Origin of the sequence: Mycobacterium kyogaense (assembly GCF_003254575.1) — a bacterium.
GTDB classification, from domain to species: domain Bacteria; phylum Actinomycetota; class Actinomycetes; order Mycobacteriales; family Mycobacteriaceae; genus Mycobacterium; species Mycobacterium kyogaense.
This window is the reverse complement of sequence record NZ_QJUA01000017.1, coordinates 1-21,120: the sequence shown is the minus strand read 5'-3', so window position 1 is coordinate 21,120 and position 21,120 is coordinate 1. Positions and strand designations below refer to the sequence as shown.

Genomic DNA, 21,120 nt, shown 5'->3' with positions numbered 1-21,120 from the left:
GAACGCTCAGTCAAGAGGAGAGGCGGGCCGGATGTACGGGTTGACCGACGAGGATCTGCGCATCCGCGACACAGCCCGCGAGTTCGTGGAATCACTGATGCCCCTTGAGGTGGAGGCCGAGCTGGCCGGTGGTGTGCTGCCCAAGGAGGTCACCGCCGAGCACCGCGCCCGCGCCCTCGCCGAGGGCCTCTACGCGACCAACATGCCCACCTCGCTCGGGGGCGGAGGGTGTAGCGCTCTGCAGCAGATCCTGGTCCAGGAGCAGTGCGGCCGGGTGACCAACGGCCTGGGCTGGGTGATGGCGACCCCGCCGCAGTGGTGGCCGGAGGTGGCGACCGAACACCAGCTGCAGCGCTGGTTGCTGCCGACGGTGCGCGGGGAGATGCACGAGGCGTATGCGATCACCGAGGAGTTCGCGGGGTCGGACACCTCGGCGCTGCAGACCACGGCACGCCGCGACGGCGACGAGTACGTCATCGACGGGATCAAGTGGCACGTCACCTCGTACAACCTCGCCGACTACGTCTTCGTCGAGGCGGTGCTGTCCGACGGACCGCACGCCGGAGACCATGTGCTGCTGGTCGTCGACGTGCCCTGGCCGGGCATGGAAGTCGTTCGCTCACCCAAGTATTCGCACAACATCGCGGACGAGCACCCGATCGTCGCCTTCCGCGACGTGCGGGTGCCGGTGGCCAATCTCGTGGGCGTCGAGGGCGGACCGATGACGTTCACCCAGGACTGGTTCCGATTCGAGCGGATGATGGTCGCCGCACGGTGCGTGGGTGCGGCGCAGCGCCTGCTCGACGAGGTCAGCGCGTTCGCCCGCGAACGGATGGTCGCGGGCCGGCCGCTCGGCGAGCACCAGCTGGTCGCCGGCATGCTGGCCGACAGCGCCACCGAGCTGTTCGCCGCCCGCACGATGCTCTACGAAGTGGCCCGCGCGATCGACGCCGGTCACGACCGCAAGACACTGCACGGGCAAGCGTCGATGACCAAGCTGTACTGCTCGGAGATGGCGGGCCGGGCCGCCGACCGGGCGGTGCAGATCTTCGGTGGCCGCGGGTACATGCGCGAGAACGTGGCCGAGCGGCTGTTCCGCGAGCTGAGGGTGGAACGGATCTGGGAGGGCGCCAGCGAGATTCAGCGCATCATCGTGGCGCGTCAGCTGATGAATCGTGGCCCGGCCGCGCTGCTCGATCCGGTCTGAGGCCGAGCAGCCGCATCCCGTGGTAGATGATCAGCGCGGCGATCGATCCCAACGCGATGCCGGTGAACTGGAGATCGCCCGCGGTCCACGTGAAGTCGGCGATGCCGATGATCAGCGGGATGGCCGCGGTCATCTGGTTGACCGGCAGCGAGAAGTCCACGTGATTGGTCAGCCAGATCCGCACGCCGAGAATGCCGACCAGGCCGTAGAGCACCACGGTCGCACCGCCGAGCACCCCCGCGGGCACCGCCGAGATCACCGCACCGACCTTGGGGCACAACGAGAGCAGGATCGCGACGCCGGCGGCGATCCAGTACGGCGCGGTCGAGTAGACCCGGGTCGCGGCCATCACGCCGATGTTCTCCGCGTACGTGGTGGTGGCCGAACCGCCTCCGAAACCGGCCAGCGTGGTCGCCACGCCGTCGGCGGCCAGCGCCCGGCCCATCAGCGGGTCCATGTCGCGCTGGGTCATCTGCCCCACGGACTTGACGTGCCCGATGTTCTCGGCGATCAGCGCGACCACCGCCGGGAGGAACAGCGGCAGCACCGACAGCGAGAACGTCGGAGTCTGGAACTGCGGCAGCCCGATCCAGGGCGCGGCGGCGATGCCCGCCGTGTCGATCTCCCCGAGGATCAGTGCCAGCACGTAACCCGCCGCGACCGCGAGGAAGATCGCGAGCCGGCCGATCATGCCGCGGAAGAACGCGAGCACCGCGACTAACAGGACCAGCGTCACGATCCCCAGCACGGGGCCCTTCTCGAAGTTCGACTTGGCCACCGGCGCCAGGTTCAAGCCGATCAGCGCGACGATCGCACCCGTCACGACAGGCGGCAGCGTCAGATCGATCCAGCGGGTGCCCGCGACGTGCACGACGAGGCCCACGATCATCAGCAGCACGCCGACGGCGATGATGCCGCCCAGCGCACTGCCCGCGCCGTCGGAGGCGACCGCCGCGGTGATCGGCGCGATCACCGAGAAGCTCGACCCCAGGTAGCTGGGCAACCGATTGCCGGTGATCAGCAGGAACAGCACCGTGCCGACGCCGGAGAACAGCAGCGTGGTGGCCGGCGGGAAACCGGTCAGCACCGGCACCAGGAACGTCGCCCCGAACATCGCGACGACGTGCTGGGCGCCCAGCCCGATGGTGCGCGGCCAGCTCAGGCGCTCGTCGGGCGCGACGACGAACGACGGGTCGGCTCGGGAATCGACACGCTTCCAGGCCAGAGACATCCGGGCGGTGGGCATTCCCGAGACTCTAATGACGCCGTAAAGGTTCCGCTCGGGAGCGTCAAAAGAGCGTAAAGACACTGGCGAGGGGCCTACGCCGGGCAGAAGCTGTGTGAGGCCTGCGAGATCCGCAGGCCCGCATACCTGTGGGAGCAACCCATGTCAGTCGTCGTCTTCACTGTGCTGACAGTGGCGATCTTCGCCCTGCTCGGCATCGTGCAGAGGCTGGTCGAGCGGCTATGAGCTACGACAACATCATCGGCCTCGTGCTGGCCGTCCTCATCGCCGTCTTCCTGTTCGCCGCCCTCCTGTTCCCGGAGAGGTTCTAGTGAACTCGACCACTGCGGGAATCCTGTTCTTCGCCTCGCTGGTCGTCGCACTGGCTGCAGTGCACGTGCCGCTCGGCGACTACATGTACCGGGTGTACGCCTCGGAAAAGCACCTGCGCGGCGAACGCGCGATCTACCGGCTGATCGGCGCCGACCCCGAGACCGAGCAGACGTGGGGCGCCTACGCGCGCAGTGTGCTCGCCTTCTCGGCGGTCAGCGTGCTGTTCCTGTTCGCGCTGCAACTGGTGCAGGGCAGGTTGCCGCTGCACCTCACCGACCCGGCCACCGAGATGACCCCGGCGCTGGCCTGGAACACCGCAATCAGCTTCGTGACCAACACCAACTGGCAGGCCTATTCGGGCGAGTCCACCCAGGGCCACCTGGTGCAGATGGCCGGCCTGGCGGTGCAGAACTTCGTTTCCGCCGCCGTGGGCATGGCCGTGGCCATGGCGTTCGTGCGCGGGCTCGCCCGGCGCAACACCGGCGAGCTCGGCAACTTCTGGGTCGACCTGGTGCGCGGCACTCTGCGCATCCTGCTGCCCATCGCAGTGGTCGGTGCGATCGTGCTCGTCGCCGGCGGGGTGATCCAGAACTTCGCGCTGCACAGCCAGGTGATCGACACGATCGCCGGTGCGCAGCAGACCATTCCGGGCGGACCCGTCGCCAGCCAGGAGGCCATCAAGGAACTCGGCACCAACGGCGGCGGCTTCTACAACGCCAACTCCGCGCACCCGTTCGAGAATCCGACCGCCTGGACGAACTGGATCGAGATCTTCCTGCTGCTCGTCATCGCGTTCTCGTTGCCGCGCACGTTCGGACGCATGGTCGACAGCCGCAAGCAGGGCTACGCGATCGTCGCGGTGATGGGCGTGATCGCCACGCTCAGCGTCAGCCTGACGATGCTGTTCCAGGTGCAGGCCCACGGCACCGTCCCGACCGCTGTCGGCGCCGCGATGGAAGGTGTCGAACAGCGTTTCGGCGTCGCCGATTCCGCGGTGTTCGCGGCGTCGACGACGTTGACCTCGACGGGCGCGGTCAACTCCTTCCACGACTCGTACACCAGCCTCGGCGGGCTGATGACGATGTTCAACATGCAGTTGGGTGAGGTCGCCCCCGGCGGTGTCGGATCCGGTCTCTACGGCATGTTGATCCTCGCGATCATCACGGTGTTCATCGCCGGGCTGATGGTCGGACGTACGCCGGAGTATCTCGGCAAGAAGATCACTCCCCGCGAGATCAAACTGGCCGCAACGTATTTCCTCGTCACACCGCTGATCGTGCTGACCGGCACTGCGGTCGCGATGGCGATGCCGGGGCTGGGCCCACACGGCAGTAGGGGACGGGCGGGCATGCTGAACTCCGGTCCGCACGGCTTGTCCGAGGTGCTCTACGCGTTCACCTCCGCAGGCAACAACAACGGCTCCGCGTTCGCCGGCATCAGCGTCAACACCGAGTGGTACAACACCGCGCTCGGCCTGGCGATGGTGTTCGGCCGGTTCCTCCCGATCATCGTCGCGCTCGCGCTCGCCGGTTCCCTTGCCCGCCAGGGTAAGACGCCGGAATCGATCGGCACACTCCCCACTCACCGGCCGCAGTTCGTGGGCATGGTGGCCGGGGTGACGCTCATCCTCGTCGCCCTGACCTTCCTGCCCATGCTCGCGCTGGGACCTCTCGCTGAAGGACTGCACTGATGTCACTGACCCTGGACACCGAACCCGAGGCCGGGGCGAACCCCGCCCGCGGCAGGAAGATCGGTGGCGGTCTGCTCGATCCCGCGATGCTCGCGAAGTCACTGCCCGACGCGCTGCGCAAGCTGAATCCCCGAACGCTGTGGCGTAATCCGGTGATGCTGATCGTCGAGATCGGCGCCTTGTGGAGTACGGTCCTGGCCATCGCCGATCCCTCCTGGTTCGGGTGGTTGATCGTGGTCTGGCTCTGGCTCACCGTCGTGTTCGCCAACCTCGCCGAGGCGGTCGCGGAGGGCCGCGGCAAGGCGCAGGCCGAATCGCTGCGCAAGACCAAGACCTCGACGATGGCGCGCCGGCTGGTCGGCTGGCAGCCCGGGGCGCACGGGCAGGAGGAGGAGATCGCGGCGCCGCTGCTTGCGCAGGGCGATGTCGTCGTCGTCGAAGCGGGACAGGTGATCCCGGGTGACGGGGACGTCGTCGAAGGTATCGCCTCGGTCGACGAATCCGCGATCACCGGCGAATCCGCGCCGGTGATCCGCGAATCCGGTGGCGACCGCTGTGCCGTCACCGGCGGCACCACGGTGCTCTCGGACCGCATCGTCGTCCGCATCACCCAGAAGCCGGGGGAGAGCTTCATCGACCGGATGATCTCCCTGGTCGAGGGCGCCAACCGGCAGAAGACGCCCAACGAGATCGCGCTGAACATCCTGCTGTCGTCGCTGACGATCATCTTCGTCTTCGCCGTCGCGACGCTGCAGCCACTGGCGATCTACGCCAAGTCCAACAACCCGGGCGTGCCGGACAGCCTGGCGCTGAACGGAAACGGCGTCACGGGCATCGTCATGGTTTCCCTGCTGGTCTGCCTCATCCCGACGACCATCGGCGCGCTGCTCTCAGCCATCGGCATCGCCGGCATGGACCGCCTCGTGCAGCGCAACGTGCTGGCGATGTCGGGACGCGCTGTCGAGGCGGCCGGGGACGTCAACACCCTGCTGCTGGACAAGACCGGCACGATCACGCTCGGCAACCGGCAGGCGTCGACTTTCGTGCCGTTGACGGGCGTGACCGAGGACCAGCTCGCCGACGCGGCGCAGCTGTCCAGCCTCGCCGACGAGACCCCCGAAGGCCGGTCCATCGTCGTGTTCGCCAAGCAGCAGTACGGTCTTCGGGCGCGCACGCCCGGCGAGCTCGACGGTGCGCACTGGGTGGAGTTCTCGGCCACCACCCGGATGTCGGGCGTCGACCTGCCCGGTCATCAGCTGCGTAAGGGCGCGGCCAGCACCGTCGCCGAATGGGTGCGCACCCAGGGTGGTGACGTGCCGCAGCAGCTCGGTGAGGCCGTCGACGGGATCTCCGCGGCAGGCGGTACCCCGCTCGCGGTCGGCGAGGTGCGCGACGGCACGGCGCGGCTGCTCGGTGTCATCGGGCTCACCGACGTCGTCAAGGAGGGCATGCGGGAACGCTTCGACGAGATGCGCCGCATGGGCATCCGCACCGTGATGATCACCGGCGACAATCCGTTGACCGCCAAGGCGATCGCCGACGAGGCCGGCGTGGACGACTTCCTTGCCGAAGCCACCCCCGAAGACAAGATGGCGCTGATCAAGGCCGAGCAGGCCGGCGGGAAGCTCGTCGCGATGACCGGTGACGGCACCAACGACGCGCCCGCGCTGGCCCAGGCCGACGTCGGCGTGGCCATGAACAGCGGCACGTCGGCGGCCAAAGAGGCCGGCAACATGGTCGATCTGGACTCCGACCCGACCAAGCTGATCGAGATCGTCGAGATCGGCAAACAGCTGCTGATCACCCGGGGGGCACTGACCACGTTCTCGATCGCCAACGACATCGCCAAGTACTTCGCGATCATCCCCGCGCTGTTCGTCGGGCTGTTCCCCGGCCTCGACCTGCTCAACGTGATGCGGTTGCACAGCCCGCAGTCGGCGATCCTGTCGGCGGTGATCTTCAACGCCCTGGTGATCGTCGCGCTGATCCCGTTGGCGCTGCGCGGTGTCCGGTACACACCGGGCAGTGCGTCGAAGCTGTTGAGCCGCAACCTGTCCGTGTACGGACTCGGCGGCATCATCGCGCCGTTCATCGGTATCAAAGTCATCGATCTGCTCGTCCAACTCTTCCCAGGAATGTGACATGTTGACGTCCAACGTCTTTCGTCAGCACTGGGCCGCGCTGCGTGCGCTGCTGGTGCTCACCGTGATCCTCGGCATCGCCTACCCGGTGGGGATCTGGCTGGTGGCCCAGCTGCCCGGGCTCGACCGGGACCACGGCTCCCTGATCGGGCAGTCGTTCACCGACGCCAACGGGGCCGCGCTGCCGCAGTACTTCCAGAGCCGGCCGTCGAACGCGGGTGATGGTTACGACACGATGGCGACCGGCGCGAGCAACCTCGGGCCGGAGAGCATCGTGGACACCCCCGACAAGCCGAGCCTGCTGACGCTGGTGTGTTCGCGGAGCAAGGAGGTCGGCGAGCGCGAGGGCATCGACGGGCTGCGGCCGTACTGCACCGGCGGCGGGGTCGGCGCGGTGCTGTCGGTCTCGGCGTCGCGGGTGGTCAGCGTCAACGAACCGTGCGACCAGGTGACCGCCCCGTTCGTCAGTACGTACGCCGGAATGCGCGTCGAGTGCGCCACACCGGGTGAGGACTACAGCGCCGGTTCGACTGCCGGCCGGCTCGTGCCGGTACGCGGTGATGCACCCGCCGATCCCGCGGTGCCCGCCGACGCGGTGACCGCCAGCGGCAGCGGCCTCGACCCCGACATCTCGCCCGCCTACGCCGACCTGCAGGTCGCCAGGGTCGCCCGGGCCCGCGGGGTGTCGCCCGCCGCCGTGCAGGCCCTGGTCGACGACCACACCAGCGGCCGCACGCTGGGATTCCTCGGCGAACCGCGGGTGAACGTGCTGGAGGTGAATCTCGCTCTCGATCAGCGCTACCCCGAGCGACAATAGAGCCGTGTCGCCGAGCAGCCCTGAACCCAGACGCGGAGAGCTGCGCATCTACCTGGGCGCAGCCCCCGGCGTCGGCAAGACGTTCGCGATGCTGGGGGAGGCGCACCGACGCCTCGAGCGCGGCACCGACCTGGTGGCCGGGGTGGTCGAGACACACGGCCGCAAGAAGACCGCCGAACTGCTCGAAGGCATCGAGGTCGTCCCGCCGCGGTACATCTCCTACCGCGGCAGCCGATTCCCCGAGCTCGACGTGCCCGCGATCCTGGCACGCAAGCCCCAGGTGGTCCTGGTCGACGAGTTGGCCCACACCAACACGCCCGGCAGCACGAACACCAAACGCTGGCAGGACGTCGAGGAGCTGCTCGCCGCGGGCATCACCGTGGTCAGCACCGTCAACGTGCAGCATCTGGAGAGCCTCAACGACGTCGTCACCCAGATCACCGGAATCGAGCAGCAGGAGAAGGTGCCCGACGAGGTGGTCCGCGCGGCCGACCAGATCGAGCTCGTCGATATCACGCCGGAGGCGTTGCGGCGCAGGCTTTCCCACGGCAACGTCTATGCGCCCGAGCGCATCGATGCCGCCCTGTCCAACTACTTCCGCCGCGGCAACCTGACGGCGCTGCGCGAGCTGGCGCTGCTGTGGCTCGCCGATCAGGTCGACGCCGCGCTGGCCAAGTACCGCGAAGAGAACGCCATCACCGCGACCTGGGAGGCGCGTGAACGCGTCGTGGTCGCGGTGACCGGCGGATCGGAATCGGAGACGTTGGTGCGCAGAGCATCCCGGATCGCGTCGAAGTCCAGCGCGGAGCTGATGGTGGTGCACGTCGTACGGGGCGACGGCCTGTCCGGGGTCTCGGCGTCGCACATGGGGAAGGTGCGCGAACTGGTGGCCAGCCTCGGCGCGACGCTGCACACCGTGGTCGGTGATGACGTGCCCGCCGCGCTGCTGGATTTCGCGCGCGAGATGAACGCCACGCAGTTGGTCCTCGGGACCTCGCGGCGGTCGCGGTGGGCGCGGCTGTTCGACGAGGGAATCGGTGCGACGGTCGTCCAGCACTCGGCCGCGATCGACGTGCACATGGTCACCCATCCCGAGTCCGCGCGGGGGTTCCGCTGGTCCGCGTTGGTGCCGCGCAACCGCCGGGTCACGTCCTGGCTCGCCGCGATCGCGGTGCCGTGGGTGATCTGCGGTCTGGTGGTGGGCCTGCTCGACTCGGTGCTCGACGTCGCCGGCGAGAGTGCCCTGTTCTTCGTCGGCGTGGTCGTGGTGGCCCTGCTCGGCGGTGTCGCCCCCGCGGCGCTGTCGGCGCTGCTGTCCGGCCTGCTGCTGAACTACTTCCTGGTCACACCGCGGTACACGTTCACGATCGCCGAACCCGACAGCGCGGTCACGGTGGTGGTGCTGCTGCTGGTGGCGGTCGCCGTCGCGGTGCTGGTGGACCGGTCGGTCAACCGCACCCGGGAAGCTCGCCGGGCCTCCCAGGAGGCCGAACTGCTCGCGTTGTTCGCCGGTTCGGTGCTGCGCGGTGCCGACCTGAACACGCTGCTGGAGAAGGTCCGCGAGACCTACGCCCAGCGCACCGTGAGCCTGCTGCGCCGCACCGGAGCAGGAGACGAGATCGTCGGCTGCGTCGGCACCGACCCGTGCGCCGACGTGGACAGCGCCGACACCGCGGTCGAGGTCGGCGACGACGAGTTCTGGTTGCTGCTCGCCGGCCGGAAACTGCCCGCCCGCGACCGGCGGGTGTTGACCGCGGTCGCCACCCAGGCTGCCGGTCTGGTCCGGCAGCGCGAGTTGGCCGCCGAGGCCGGCCAAGCCGAGGCGCTCGCACAGGCGGACAACCTGCGCCGGTCGCTGCTCTCGGCGGTCAGCCACGATCTGCGCACCCCGCTGGCCGCCGCGAAGGCCGCTGTGTCGAGTCTGCGCAGCACCGATGTCGCGTTCTCCCCCGAGGACACCGCCGAACTGCTCGCCACCGTCGAGGAGTCCACCGATCAGCTGACCGCTCTGGTGGGCAATCTGCTGGACAGCTCGCGCCTGGCCGCCGGGGTGGTGAGCCCGGAACGGGATCATGTCTACCTGGAGGAGACGGTGCAACGTGCGCTGTTGGGCATCAGCCGCGGCACCACCGGCCACGGCCGTGCGGAATTGGAGCGGGTCAAGGTCGAGGTCGGTGACGAGATGGTGATGGCCGACGCTGGTCTGCTGGAACGCGTGCTGGCCAATCTGATCGACAACGCGCTGCGGTACGCCCCCGACGGGCCGGTGCGCGTGTCGGCCGGGCGGGTGGGGAACAGGGTGCTGATCGCGGTCGCCGACGCCGGGCCGGGGATCGCCCGCGGGGCGGAGGAACAGATCTTCGACGCGTTCCAGCGCCTCGGGGATCAGGACAACAGCATCGGCGTCGGGTTGGGACTGTCGGTGGCCCGCGGGTTCGTCGAGGCGATGGGCGGCACGATCTCTGTCGGCGACACCCCGGGCGGCGGCCTGACCGTCGAGATCGACCTGCCGGCCGTGACGTCCACAGTGACGGAGGCTGCCCAGTGACCCGCGTCCTCGTCGTCGACGACGAACCCCAGATCCTGCGCGCGCTGCGGATCAACCTGTCGGTGCGTGACTACGACGTCCGCACCGCCGCGACCGGCAAGGAGGCGCTGCGCGTGGCCGCGGACTTCCGGCCGGAGGTGATCGTGCTCGATCTCGGGCTGCCGGACATGAGCGGCATCGACGTGCTGGGTGGCCTGCGCGGCTGGCTCTCCGCGCCGGTCATCGTGCTCTCGGCGCGCACCGACTCGTCGGACAAGGTGGCTGCGCTCGACGCCGGGGCCGACGACTACGTCACCAAACCGTTCGGTATGGACGAGTTCCTCGCGCGGCTGCGCGCTGCGGTCCGCCGCTCCTCGGCGACCGGGAGTGGCAGCGATCCGATCGTCGAAACATCCTCGTTCACAGTCGATCTCACGAACAAGATCGTCACCCGCCACGGTGCGGAGGTGCATCTGACGCCGACAGAGTGGGGGATCCTGGAACTGCTGGTGCGCAACAGCGGCAAGCTCGTGACGCGCGAGCAGCTCCTGACCGAGGTGTGGGGCCCGACGTATGCGAAGTCGTCGCACTATCTACGGGTGTACCTGGCGCAGTTGCGACGCAAACTCGAGGACGACCCGGCGCATCCGGTGCACCTGGTCACCGAGGCCGGGATGGGGCACCGGTTCCGGCCCTGAGATTCAGGCGCCGGCACGTGAGCAGCACGACGGCCGGGGGAGCCAGGATCACCAGCAGCGCAACCATATCGGTCATACGAACCACTGTTCCGCCCGATCGACGGGTGAGGCCAGCGTCTTGACGGGATCTCTACGGCGTCAGCCCGATTTCTGACGGGCCTGTACGGCATAGGTCGCCATTCCGACCGCCACCACCGCGGCCCCGGCGATCACCGAGCTCGGCGGCAGTGTGAAAGCCAGAGTGAGACAACCGATCAGCCCGATCACCGGCACCAGGCGGCGGCCCAGCGTGAACGCCGATGCGTTCGCGATCGCGTAGTACAGCAGCACCCCGAAGCTCGAGAAGCCGATCGCGCCGCGCACGTCGACCAGTGCGGTGACGATCGCGACCACGACGCCCACCGCCAGCTCCGCGCGGTGCGGGGTGCCGTGGCGCGGGTGCACGGCGACGAGCACGTGCGGGAGGTGGTGGTCGCGAGCCATCGCCAGTGTCGTGCGGGACACCCCGAGCATCAGGGCCAGCAGCGCGCCCAGTGCGCCGATCGCCGCGCCGGCGCTGACGATCGGCACCAGGGCACCGAACCCCGCGGCCCGGATCGCCTCGGACAGTGGCGCATCGGCGGCGGCCAGCCGCGTGCTGCCCAGTTCGGCGAGCACCGCAACGGCCACCACCGTGTAGACCACCAGCGTGATGCCGAGGGCGATCATCACCGCCCGCGGGATGGTGCGGGCGGGGTCGCGGACCTCCTCGCCCAGCGTCGCGATCCGGGCGTAGCCGGCGAACGCGAAGAACAGCAGCCCGGCCGCCTGCAGGACGCCGTAGGGCGACGGATCATCACCGACCAGGCGGGCGGCCTGCGGCTCGCCGGCACCGACGATCAGCACCACGACGAATGTCAGCACCGCGAGCACGATGGCCACGATGATGCGAGTGAGCAGCGCCGACTTCTGTACGCCCGCATAGCCGATCGCGGTCAGGGCCACCACCGCGGCCACCGCGACCGCGGTGGCGTGCGCGGGCCAGGCGTAGTGCCCGACCGTCAGCGCCATCGCCGCGCACGACGCCGTCTTGCCGACCACGAAACTCCACCCGGCGGTGTGACCCCAGAACGCGCCCAGGCGTTCCCGGCCATAGACGTAGGTGCCGCCGGACTGCGGGTAGCGCGCGGCCAACCACGCCGAGGACAGTGCGTTGCAGCATGCGACGACCGCGGCGATCGCCAACCCGATCAGCAGCCCGGTGCCGGCGACGGACGCGGCGGGTGCCAGCGCGACGAAGATGCCCGCGCCGATCATGGCACCCAACCCGAGCACGACCGTGTCGACCGTGCCGAGCCGGCGTGCCAGCGCGTCAGGCACGGTTACTTCTGTCGGATGACATTCCCGCCGAGGTACAGCAGGTAGGCCAGCACCCCGACGATCGCGAGCTTGCGCGTCTTGGCCGCAGCGAGGCCGAGCCCGAGCGCGGTCTCGATGCCGCCGTCGACGTAGACGTGGGTCCGGGTGTTCTCCGGGAACGCGGCCTTCGTCATGCCCTCGTAGATCTGCGGGGCGACGAAGTGCGACAGCCCGGTGGCGGCCAGCGCGAGGCCGGCGGTCTTGGCGGCGGGGGAATTCTGTTCCGGCACGTGGGGTCCTAACTGATCTGGTAGTCGCTCAAGGGAAATTCCGACGCTTCCCGGATCGCGGTGCTCGTCGACATCGGCCGCAGCAGGCTCGGTTCGCCGTGCGGATTGAAGTAGTAGGAGCGCGAGCTCACGCAGTTGCCCAGCTTCCAGAGTGAATCGCCGAGCAACTCGGTCATCCGGTCCAGGTACTCGGCGTTGGCTGCCTCGGTGACCTCGAACGTCGTGGCCCCGCGGCGCTTGAGCTCATCGAACAGCCGATCCATCAGCCGCATCTGGTATTCCATCGTGTTGAAGAAGTTCAACCCGAGGAAGGCATACGGGCTCGCCAGCGACAGGTAGTTCGGGAAGTAGGGCATCGACACACCCTGGTATGCCTGGAAGCGGTTCTCCCGCCACCACTTTCCGAGGTTGCGGCCGTCGCGGCCGATCACCTCGATGGCCGGGAAGTTCGCCTCCCACAGGTCGAACCCGGTGGCCAGCACCAGCGTGTCGATGACGGTTTCGGTGCCGTCGGCGTTGACGATCCCGTCGGCGGTGACGTGGTCGATGCCGTCGCTCTGCAGGTGTACGTGCGGCTTCGTGAAGGTCCGGAAGTAGCTGTTGGAGAACGTCGGCCGCTTACAGCCGATGTCGTAATCGGGGGTGAGCCGGCGGCGCAGTTCCTTGTCCCGGACCTGGATGAACTGGTTGATCTTGCACAGGTCCATCGCGGAGATGTTGAGCCTGCGGTTCAGCGGGACCCGGTAGTGCACCACGCCGACGTTGATCATCATCTCGTAGATGGTGTCGGTGATCGCCCGGACGATGCGCTGCGCCAACGGGATTCGCCGGAACACCCGCTTGGTGCGCTCGGAGATGCGGAAGTCGAGCTTGGGGGCGACCCAGATCGGGGTGCGCTGGTACACGGTCAGATCGGCCGCGGTCTTGGCCAACTCGGGGATCAGCTGCACCGCCGTCGCGCCCGTTCCGATGACGGCGATCCGCCGGCCCGCCGGATCGAACGAATCGTCCCAGTCGGTGGTGTGCAGCACCCGACCCTCGAACGTCTCGATCCCGGCGATCTCGGGCAGCCGCGGTTGGGACAGGAAGCCCGTGGCGGTGAGCAGGTAGCGCGCCGACAGCGTCTCGCCGTCGGCCAAGCTCACCTGCCAGCAGGCGGCCTCGTCGTCCCAGCGGGCTCCCGAGACCACCACGTTGAACCGCATGTGGCGCCGGACGTCGTACTTGTCGGCGACGTCGTCGGCGTACTGCTTGATCTCCGACCCGGTGGAGAACAGCCGCGACCAGTTCGGGTTGGGCTCGAAGAAGTAGGAGTAGGTGGTGGTCGGCACGTCGACCGCCAGCCCGGGGTAGTGGTTGACGTACCAGGTACCGCCCAGGTCGTCTTCCCGGTCGAGGATCACGAAGTTCTCGTAGCCCATCCGCTTGAGCTGGATGGCGGCCCCGATTCCGGCGAATCCGGCCCCTACGATGACCGCGTCGTACTGCACCGAAGTCATGCGGTAGACGGTACTAGAGGTCCCGGCAACCGCCGGATCAGCCCTTGATGGAACCCGCGCGCGGCGGGTTGAGCGTCGCCACACAGGTCACCGCGCGGTCGCCGCTGGACCACGTCTCGGCGGTCGGATACAGCACGTAGAGCTGCACCGTGTCGTCGGTGAGCGAGGACGGGGAGTAGCCGGCCAGCGCAGGTGCGCACTTCTGGCTGTAGGCCTCGACGGCGGGCTGCCCGGGGAAGTCCCCGTCGGGCATGTTCAGCACCGCGAACACCTCGCCGGCGTGGGCCTGCTCGCAGCCGACGGTCTTGACCCGCATCACCGTGTCGCCGGTGGGGATCTCGGACAGACAATCCCCGACCTTCACGTCGGTCGCGGTGACGTTGCCGGAATTGGCCACACTCCACACGATTGCCCCGCCGGCGACCACCAGCAGCAGAACGGCGGCAAGCCCACCGAGCAGCCACCACTTCGCGCGGCTCTTCTTCTGCGGCGGCGGGTACTGGCCGGGATAGCCCTGGTAGGGCATGGGTGGAGGCGGCGGATAGTGGGGATGCTGGGGGTACTGCTGGTATCCACCCGGGCCCTGCGGCGGCGGTCCGTAAGGCGGCGGAGGTGGCGGCGGCGGTGGCGGCCCGGGCGGAGTGCTCACCGTGCTGACGATAGCTCAGCCGAGAAGTTCGAGCGCTGCTTCAACAGCGAGAACCGGCACGTCCAGGGTCTTCGACTTCAGGTCGTGGCGGGCGCCGGTGACCTCGACGATCGCTGTCGGGGCGGCGATCAGCGCGGCCGCCGGCCGCAGCTCGTCGAGCGTGCCGAACGGATCGGCGGTGCCGTGGGTGAACACGGTCGGCACGGTGATGCGGGGCAGGTGCTCGGTGCGGGCCTTCTCCGGCTTGCCCGGCGGGTGCAGCGGATAGGAGAACAGCGTCAGCGCGTCCAGCAGCACCCCGTGATCGGCGACGGCCATCGAGGTGAGCCGGCCGCCGTAGGAATGGCCGCCGGCGAGCATCGGGCCGTCGGCGAGCGTGCGCACCGCGGCCACGGCCTCGACGATGCCGGCGAGGTCGGCGGCGGCCCCCGACGGTGGGCCCTTCGGGCGGCGGCGCCGGTACGGCAGGTTGTAGCGGACCGCGAGCCAGCCGCGCCGGGCCCACTCCTCGCAGACGGCGACGAGCATCGGGGAATCGCGGTTGCCGCCCGCGCCGTGCGTGAGGGCGACGGCGCCGACGGGCGTGCCCGCGGGCCGGTGCACGACGCCGGCTATCGCGTCGAGGTCAGCCATCCCCATCTCGACCATCGCCGAGCCGGAACAGCGGCGAGACAGGGCCGTGGCCGTGGCCGAGCGGATAGGCGGCGCGCAAGCACTCGGTGATCCACCCCTTGGCGAACGCCACCGCCTCCGGCATCGGATAGCCGTGCGCGAGCGCGGCGGCCGTCGCCGCGGCCAGGGTGTCACCGGCGCCGTGGTCGTGCGGGGTGTCGATGCGGGTCGAGTCGAACTCGTGGAAGTCGGTGCCGTCGAAGAGCAGGTCCGGGCTGTGCGACGACGCGCGCAGGTGGCCGCCCTTGACCAGCGCCCACTGCGGACCGAGCGCATGCAGCGCCCGGGCCGCGGCCCGCTGGCTGTCGGGATCGACGACGTCGATGCCGGTGATCAGCCTGACCTCGTCGAGGTTGGGTGTCACGAGTGTGGCCAGCGGGAACAGCCGCTCCTTCAGCGATCCCAGCGCACTGGGGTGCAGCAGCGGGTCGCCGTGCATCGACGCGCAGACCGGATCGACGACCAGGGGCACCGTGCCGGTCAGCCCGAGCCGCTCCCAGGTGTCGGCGACGGTGTCGATGATCTCGGCGGACGCGAGCATGCCGGTCTTGGCTGCCTGGACGCCGATGTCGGTGACGACCGCGTCGATCTGCCCGGCGATGATGTCCAGCGGTATCTCGTGGAACCCCTGCACACCGACGGAGTTCTGGATCGTCACCGCCGTCATCGCGACCAGACTGTGCAGGCCGAGCAGCGCCAACGTGCGCATGTCGGCCTGGATGCCGGCGCCGCCGCCGGAGTCGGAACCGGCGATCGTCAGCACGCGCAGCGGGGTCTGCCCCGGCGGCGTCAGCGGCAGGACGTTCACCTCGTCACGACCGGCAGGTGGATCGCGTCGCGGTAGGCCTCTCGCACGTCGTGGCTGATGCGCATCGAGCAGAACTTCGGGCCGCACATGGAACAGAAGTGTGCCGTCTTCGCCGGCGTCGCGGGCAGGGTCTCGTCGTGAAAGTCCCGTGCGGTGTCCGGATCGAGCGACAGATTGAACTGGTCCTCCCACCGGAACTCGAAGCGCGCGGCCGACAGCGCGTCGTCACGCTGCTGGGCGCGGGGGTGGCCCTTGGCCAGGTCTGCCGCGTGGGCGGCGATCTTGTACGCGATCACGCCGTGCTTGACGTCGTGGCGATTCGGCAATCCGAGGTGCTCCTTGGGGGTCACGTAGCAGAGCATCGCGGTGCCCGCCTGGGCGATGAGCGCCGCGCCGATGGCGGAGGTGATGTGGTCGTAGGCAGGCGCGATGTCGGTGGTCAGTGGGCCCAGCGTGTAGAACGGCGCCTCGTCGCACACTTCCTCTTCGAGGCGGACGTTCTCGACGATCTTGTGCAACGGCACGTGACCCGGGCCCTCGATCATCACCTGCACGCCGTGCCTGCGCGCCACCTGGGTGAGTTCGCCGAGGGTGTGCAGTTCGGCGAACTGGGCGGCGTCGTTGGCGTCGGCGATCGACCCCGGCCTCAGCCCATCGCCCAGGGAGAACGTCACGTCGTAGCGGGCCAGTATCTCGCACAGCTCATCGAAGTTGTTGTACAGGAACGACTCTCGCTGATGGGCCAGGCACCAGGCCGCCATGATGGACCCGCCCCGCGACACGATCCCGGTGACGCGGTCGACGGTCAGCGGGATGTGGCGTGCCAACACGCCGGCGTGCACCGTCATGTAGTCGACGCCCTGCTCGCACTGTTCGATCACGGTGTCGCGGAAGCACTCCCACGTCAGGCGCGTCGGATCACCGTCGACCTTCTCGAGTGCCTGGTAGATCGGGACGGTTCCGACGGGCACCGGAGAGTTGCGCAGAATCCACTCGCGGGTGGTGTGGATGTCGCGGCCGGTCGACAGGTCCATGATCGTGTCGGCGCCCCAGCGGGTGGCCCACACCATCTTGTCCACCTCTTCGGCAATGGACGAGGTGACGGCCGAATTGCCGATGTTCGCATTGACTTTCACCGCGAACGCCTTGCCGATGATCATCGGCTCGGCCTCGGGGTGGTGGTGATTGGCGGGGATGACGGCGCGGCCTCGGGCCACCTCGTCGCGGACCAGCTCGGGATCGACACCTTCGCGCGCGGCGACGAACACCATCTCCGCGGTGATCTCCCCGGCGCGGGCGCGCTGCAACTGCGTGCCGCGGTCGGCGACGACGCCGGCCCGGGCCGGCAACCCGGCCTCGAGGTCGATGATGGCGGCGCTGTCGGTGTAGGGCCCGGAGGTGTCGTAGAGGTCGAGATGGTCGCCGGTGCTCAGGTGCACGCGGCGCACCGGCACCTTCGCCCCGCTGTCCTGCGGGAGGTAGACCTTGCTGCTGCCGGTGATCGGTCCGGTGGTGACGGTCAGGTGGTCGGGGGTCGACAAATCAGCCATCTTCGCTTCTCCCTACGCCGGCATTACCCGGTCAGGTTCGTACGGTCGACGGGCCTACCCGTCCTCTCAGCGCGCTCGGTGCGTGCTCCCGTGGGGACGGCTCCCAACATAGTCGAAGCGGGCCGGGCCGGGGAATACGGTTTGGCCCCGATGATTTATATAGCTAACATATGTGTTTTCCGGCGCGCTGCTGCGCCGGCCCCCGATACGAAACGTGACAGCGAAAAGACGGCAACCATGGCGACGACTGAGACGACCGGTACGAGCGCGACCAGTGGCATGAGCGAGACCACGATCCGGCGCACTCGGATGGATCACGAACACCCCTTCTACAAGTGGATCGTGCTGTCCAACACCACATTGGGCGTCCTGCTGGCGACCATCAACGCCTCGATCGTGCTGATCTCCCTGCCCGCGATCTTCCGCGGTATCGGGTTGAACCCGCTCTCTGCCGGCAACGTCAGCTACCTACTGTGGATGCTGATGGGCTACCTCGTGGTCACCGCCGTGCTGGTGGTGCCGTTCGGTCGGCTCGGCGACATGTTCGGCCGGGTGCGGATCTACAACCTGGGCTTCGCGGTGTTCACCGTCGCGGCCATCGCGCTGTCGTTCGACCCGTTCCAGCTCGACGGCGGCGCGATCTGGCTGATCGCGTGGCGCGTGGTGCAGGGCGTCGGCGGCGCGATGCTTATGTCGTCGTCGGCGGCGATCCTCACCGATGCGTTCCCCGCCAACCAGCGCGGTATGGCGCTCGGCGTGAACATGGTTGCCGCTGTCGCGGGCTCATTCCTCGGCCTGCTGATCGGAGGGTTCCTGTCCGAATGGCACTGGAAGGCGATCTTCTGGGTCGGCGTACCCATCGGCATTCTCGGCACCATCTGGAGCGTGCGTTCACTCAAGGAACTCGGGGTGCGCAGCCCCGGCAAGCTCGACTGGGCCGGGACGCTGACGTTCGGCATCGGCCTGACCGTGCTGCTGATCGGCATCACCTACGGCATCCAGCCCTACGGGGATTCGACGACGGGCTGGACCAACCCCGCCGTGCTCGGCGCGATCGGCCTCGGGGTGGCGCTGCTCGTCGCGTTCTGCATCGTCGAGCTGCGCGTCAAAGACCCGATGGTCAACATCCGGTTGTTCCGCTCCGCCTCGTTCGGCATGGGCAATCTCGCCGGGTTGATGTCGTCGGTCGGCCGAGGCGGGCTGCAGTTCATGCTCATCATCTGGTTGCAGGGCATCTGGCTTCCGTTGCACGGCTACAGCTTCGAGTCCACACCGCTGTGGGCGGGCATCTATCTGCTGCCGTTGACGGTCGGGTTCCTGGTCGCGGGTCCTCTCGCGGGTTCGCTGTCCGACCGGTTCGGTGCGCGGCCGTTCACCGTCGGCGGCATGTTGCTGATGGCTGTGAGTTTCGTGGCGTTGGTGATGATTCCGGTGAACTTCGACTACTGGGTGTTCGCATCGCTGGTGTTCCTCAACGGGCTCGGTGGCGGCATCTTCACCGCACCCAACAGCGCGGCGATCATGTCGAGCGTGCCCTCGGCCGAGCGCGGCGCCGCCTCCGGTGTGCGCGCGACGTTCTTCAACGCCGGCTCCTCGCTGTCGATCGGCGTGTTCTTCTCGCTGATGATCGTCGGGCTGGCCAACACGCTGCCGTCGGCGCTCAGCAGCGGCCTGCAGGCCCAGGGAGTATCCGCCTCGGTGGCTCACGACGTGGCCAACCTGCCGCCGGTGGGCAGCCTGTTCGCCGCCTTCCTCGGCTACAACCCGATCGCCGAGCTCCTCGAGCCGTCGCACGCGCTGCAGCAGCCCGGTGTCAACGCCGACGTGCTGACTGGCAAGACGTTCTTCCCCGAGCTCATCACCGAACCCTTCCACTCCGGGCTGACGGTGGTGTTCCTCGCCGCGGCGGCGATGATGCTGATCGGCGCTGTCGCGTCGATGTTCAACCCCGGTCGCTACGCCGAGGACCGCACCTAAAACGGCGGCGGCTCGTCCGGGACGCTGATGGTCAGTGGTGGTGGTTGCCAGTTCGGTTCTAGTTCTTCGAGTTCGATGGGGTGGTTGACGAACCGGGCGAACGGGCTGGTGCTGGGCTTCGTAGCGGTCGATTCGCCGTGGAAGAACTCGCGGAAGCGACGGAACTGATTGCGCCAGCACCGAACCCGGATCTCCTCGCGTGCCGCGCGGTTGCGGTGCCGGGTGACGGTGTTGGCGTGGCGGGTGGTGCACATCTGATCCCGCCGCGTGGCGACGTTCTCGGTGTCGGGTATACGGTGACGGCCGGCGAGGTCGGGGAACAACGCGGCCCCGCCCGGTGTGGTGGTGTAGGTGTGGCCGGCCGGGGAGGTCCACACGATGGTGCCGTCGGCCAGTTGCCGATCGCGCCAGCCTTCGTCGAAGGTCTTGCGGCGGTGATGTTCTCGGCAGTAGCAGCCCAGGTTCTCGGCCACGGTCAGTCCGCCGGAGGCGGGGTCGGCGTGGTTGAAGGGCTCGGTGTGGTCGATGTCGCAACGCGCGGCGGGAACGGTGCAGCCCGGGAAGCGGCACGTCAGATCGCGGGTGCGGATGTAGCGGGCCAACGCCGCGCTCGGCCGGTAGCGGTGCGCCTGCTCGACGCTGACATGCGGTAGCCCGACCAGGTGCCGGGTCGCCTCGCGGGCGAGCTCGCGCACCAGTTCGGCGTCGATCACCCCGTGCCCGGCGAGGTAGCCCGGTTGATCACTGCGCCCGGTCACGGTGTCAGCTGTCGCGACGATGTTCAGCACGACCGGAACGACGGGCGCGGGCGTCCGATCGCGGGCGGGACAGTCGGGTTCGGTGCAGGCGCAGGCCAACTCGAGGCAGCCGTGCCCGAGGGCGGTCAACGCATCGGCGCGGCGCTGCATCAGCGTGCGCTGATCGTTCGGGCACACCGAGGCGGCCATCGCAGCCAGCCGCCGATCCAGGACCGCACCGTCGGCGCGCGACAGGTTCGCCCGCACGCGCGCCATGCCGTCCAGATCGGGCCGCACGTCGACGCGGCGCTGGTCGTAGGCCGCGCTGCGGCGTGCCTTGGCGGCCTCGGAATCCATCGCGGTGACCACGGCGTCGATCGTGGTGATGAGTTTCTCCCGCGACCAGCACCGCCAGCTGCCGATCTGCTCGGCCAGGGCCGCGTCCACCTCGGCGATGACAGCGTCGGTGACCAGCTCGGTGCGGGCGCAGATCAACTCGGTGGCACGCCAGTCGATGTGCCCGGCGGCCAGCGCGGCAGCGACCGCGGGCAGCCGCACCGCCAGGGTTTCGGCATGCCCGACCAGCACCCGCGCCCCGGCGGCGGTCATGTTCAGTGCCGCCGACACCTCGGCGGCGGTGCGGTTGAACCCGCTCATCACCGCGGCCGCGTCCTGCTCGACGGCCAGCTCCTGCTCGGTCCGGCGGCCCAGCAGCTCGGCGATCGCGGCCAGTTTGCGCGCCATCACCATCGACTCTTGACGATGCGCATCATCGACCGCGGCGACAAGATCACCATCGGACCATTCTTCGAACACGTGTTCGAGTGTAGATGGTTCCACTGACTCAAACTTTCTGTCAGGGTCGCCGGAGAATGATGGTGACACGTCCAGAAGGAGTGTCAGATGGCCAGATCGCGAAAGGCGAAGGTCAGCGCCGAGGAGAAGACCCGTTTGGTTCTGGC

Annotated in this window: 17 protein-coding genes and 1 riboswitch; of the genes, 8 read left to right on the top strand and 9 right to left on the bottom strand. The window is 68.6% G+C overall.

Annotation, left to right across the window (positions count from 1 at the left end):
- Positions 1–31: 31 nt before the first annotated feature.
- On the top strand, positions 32–1,207 hold the full coding sequence (locus DMB80_RS13650) for an acyl-CoA dehydrogenase family protein (protein WP_111510333.1): 1,176 nt from the start codon (positions 32–34) through the stop codon (positions 1,205–1,207).
- On the opposite strand, the gene DMB80_RS13645 is transcribed toward DMB80_RS13650, so the two are convergent.
- Complete coding sequence (locus DMB80_RS13645; protein WP_111510401.1) at positions 1,149–2,438, bottom strand: uracil-xanthine permease family protein; 1,290 nt, start codon at positions 2,436–2,438, stop codon at positions 1,149–1,151. The two genes, DMB80_RS13650 and DMB80_RS13645, sit on opposite strands and share 59 nt — an antisense overlap.
- A 236-nt stretch (positions 2,439–2,674) precedes the next feature.
- Between DMB80_RS13645 and kdpF the strand changes: the two genes are divergently transcribed.
- Genes kdpF through DMB80_RS13610 form a run of 6 tightly spaced genes read left to right on the top strand, consistent with a single transcriptional unit; the run spans position 2,675 to position 10,638 of the window.
- Complete coding sequence (gene kdpF / locus DMB80_RS13635; protein WP_048423466.1) at positions 2,675–2,764, top strand: K(+)-transporting ATPase subunit F; 90 nt, start codon at positions 2,675–2,677, stop codon at positions 2,762–2,764.
- On the top strand, positions 2,764–4,455 hold the full coding sequence (gene kdpA, locus DMB80_RS13630) for a potassium-transporting ATPase subunit KdpA (RefSeq protein ID WP_111510331.1): 1,692 nt from the start codon (positions 2,764–2,766) through the stop codon (positions 4,453–4,455). Before kdpF ends, kdpA begins: the two co-directional genes overlap by 1 nt.
- Entirely contained in the window at positions 4,455–6,596 is a 2,142-nt protein-coding gene (kdpB, locus tag DMB80_RS13625; protein WP_111510330.1) for a potassium-transporting ATPase subunit KdpB, read from the top strand. Before kdpA ends, kdpB begins: the two co-directional genes overlap by 1 nt.
- 1 nt (position 6,597) lies before the next feature.
- The gene (locus tag DMB80_RS13620) at positions 6,598–7,413 is read left to right on the top strand and encodes a potassium-transporting ATPase subunit C (RefSeq protein WP_111510329.1); all 816 of its coding nucleotides are present in this window, start codon (positions 6,598–6,600) and stop codon (positions 7,411–7,413) included.
- Positions 7,388–9,961 carry a sensor histidine kinase gene (locus tag DMB80_RS13615; RefSeq protein ID WP_111510328.1) on the top strand — a complete coding sequence of 858 codons (2,574 nt, stop codon included), beginning with the start codon at positions 7,388–7,390 and terminating at the stop codon, positions 9,959–9,961. Before DMB80_RS13620 ends, DMB80_RS13615 begins: the two co-directional genes overlap by 26 nt.
- Complete coding sequence (locus tag DMB80_RS13610) at positions 9,958–10,638, top strand: response regulator (protein ID WP_048423461.1); 681 nt, start codon at positions 9,958–9,960, stop codon at positions 10,636–10,638. Before DMB80_RS13615 ends, DMB80_RS13610 begins: the two co-directional genes overlap by 4 nt.
- 138 nt (positions 10,639–10,776) lie before the next feature.
- Here the strand turns inward: DMB80_RS13610 and DMB80_RS13605 are convergent, their stop codons facing one another.
- The 7 genes from DMB80_RS13605 to thiC form a co-directional block, all read right to left on the bottom strand.
- Positions 10,777–11,934, bottom strand: a complete 1,158-nt coding sequence (locus tag DMB80_RS13605; RefSeq protein WP_240431183.1) for an APC family permease — start codon at positions 11,932–11,934, stop codon at positions 10,777–10,779.
- Between the two features lie 65 nt (positions 11,935–11,999).
- Entirely contained in the window at positions 12,000–12,266 is a 267-nt protein-coding gene (locus DMB80_RS13600) for a membrane protein (RefSeq protein ID WP_046363652.1), read from the bottom strand.
- 8 nt (positions 12,267–12,274) lie between these two features.
- Positions 12,275–13,765, bottom strand: a complete 1,491-nt coding sequence (locus DMB80_RS13595) for a flavin-containing monooxygenase (protein ID WP_111510327.1) — start codon at positions 13,763–13,765, stop codon at positions 12,275–12,277.
- 37 nt (positions 13,766–13,802) lie between these two features.
- Positions 13,803–14,414 carry a septum formation family protein gene (locus DMB80_RS13590; RefSeq protein ID WP_111510326.1) on the bottom strand — a complete coding sequence of 204 codons (612 nt, stop codon included), beginning with the start codon at positions 14,412–14,414 and terminating at the stop codon, positions 13,803–13,805.
- Positions 14,415–14,429: 15 nt separating this feature from the next.
- A complete protein-coding gene (locus DMB80_RS13585; RefSeq protein ID WP_420812179.1) occupies positions 14,430–15,047 on the bottom strand; it encodes an alpha/beta hydrolase family protein in 618 nt (205 codons plus the stop codon).
- Positions 15,040–15,894: a bifunctional hydroxymethylpyrimidine kinase/phosphomethylpyrimidine kinase gene (gene thiD, locus DMB80_RS13580; protein ID WP_111510325.1), complete on the bottom strand. Its 855-nt coding sequence runs from the start codon at positions 15,892–15,894 to the stop codon at positions 15,040–15,042. The genes DMB80_RS13585 and thiD overlap by 8 nt, the downstream gene beginning before the upstream one ends.
- Positions 15,891–17,444 carry a phosphomethylpyrimidine synthase ThiC gene (gene thiC / locus DMB80_RS13575; protein ID WP_111510398.1) on the bottom strand — a complete coding sequence of 518 codons (1,554 nt, stop codon included), beginning with the start codon at positions 17,442–17,444 and terminating at the stop codon, positions 15,891–15,893. The genes thiD and thiC overlap by 4 nt, the downstream gene beginning before the upstream one ends.
- Positions 17,435–17,546, bottom strand: a riboswitch (TPP riboswitch). (Overlaps the previous gene by 10 nt.)
- A 135-nt stretch (positions 17,547–17,681) precedes the next feature.
- On the opposite strand from thiC, the gene DMB80_RS13570 reads away from it, so the two are divergent.
- The gene (locus DMB80_RS13570) at positions 17,682–19,421 is read left to right on the top strand and encodes an MFS transporter (protein ID WP_240431174.1); all 1,740 of its coding nucleotides are present in this window, start codon (positions 17,682–17,684) and stop codon (positions 19,419–19,421) included.
- Here DMB80_RS13570 and DMB80_RS13565 read toward each other — a convergent pair.
- Positions 19,418–20,974 carry an HNH endonuclease signature motif containing protein gene (locus tag DMB80_RS13565; RefSeq protein ID WP_111510324.1) on the bottom strand — a complete coding sequence of 519 codons (1,557 nt, stop codon included), beginning with the start codon at positions 20,972–20,974 and terminating at the stop codon, positions 19,418–19,420. The genes DMB80_RS13570 and DMB80_RS13565 overlap by 4 nt on opposite strands.
- Positions 20,975–21,120: the final 146 nt, after the last annotated feature.

Coding starts and splice junctions, on each gene's coding strand:
- DMB80_RS13595 (WP_111510327.1), bottom strand. CDS start 13,765: ATGACTTCGGTGCAGTACGACGCGGTCATCGTAGGGGCCGGATTCGCC.
- DMB80_RS13585 (WP_420812179.1), bottom strand. CDS start 15,047: ATGGCTGACCTCGACGCGATAGCCGGCGTCGTGCACCGGCCCGCGGGC.
- DMB80_RS13570 (WP_240431174.1), top strand. CDS start 17,682: ATGGCGACGACTGAGACGACCGGTACGAGCGCGACCAGTGGCATGAGC.
- DMB80_RS13650 (WP_111510333.1), top strand. CDS start 32: ATGTACGGGTTGACCGACGAGGATCTGCGCATCCGCGACACAGCCCGC.
- kdpB (WP_111510330.1), top strand. CDS start 4,455: ATGTCACTGACCCTGGACACCGAACCCGAGGCCGGGGCGAACCCCGCC.
- kdpF (WP_048423466.1), top strand. CDS start 2,675: ATGAGCTACGACAACATCATCGGCCTCGTGCTGGCCGTCCTCATCGCC.
- DMB80_RS13605 (WP_240431183.1), bottom strand. CDS start 11,934: ATGATCGGCGCGGGCATCTTCGTCGCGCTGGCACCCGCCGCGTCCGTC.
- DMB80_RS13620 (WP_111510329.1), top strand. CDS start 6,598: ATGTTGACGTCCAACGTCTTTCGTCAGCACTGGGCCGCGCTGCGTGCG.
- DMB80_RS13645 (WP_111510401.1), bottom strand. CDS start 2,438: ATGTCTCTGGCCTGGAAGCGTGTCGATTCCCGAGCCGACCCGTCGTTC.
- thiC (WP_111510398.1), bottom strand. CDS start 17,444: ATGGCTGATTTGTCGACCCCCGACCACCTGACCGTCACCACCGGACCG.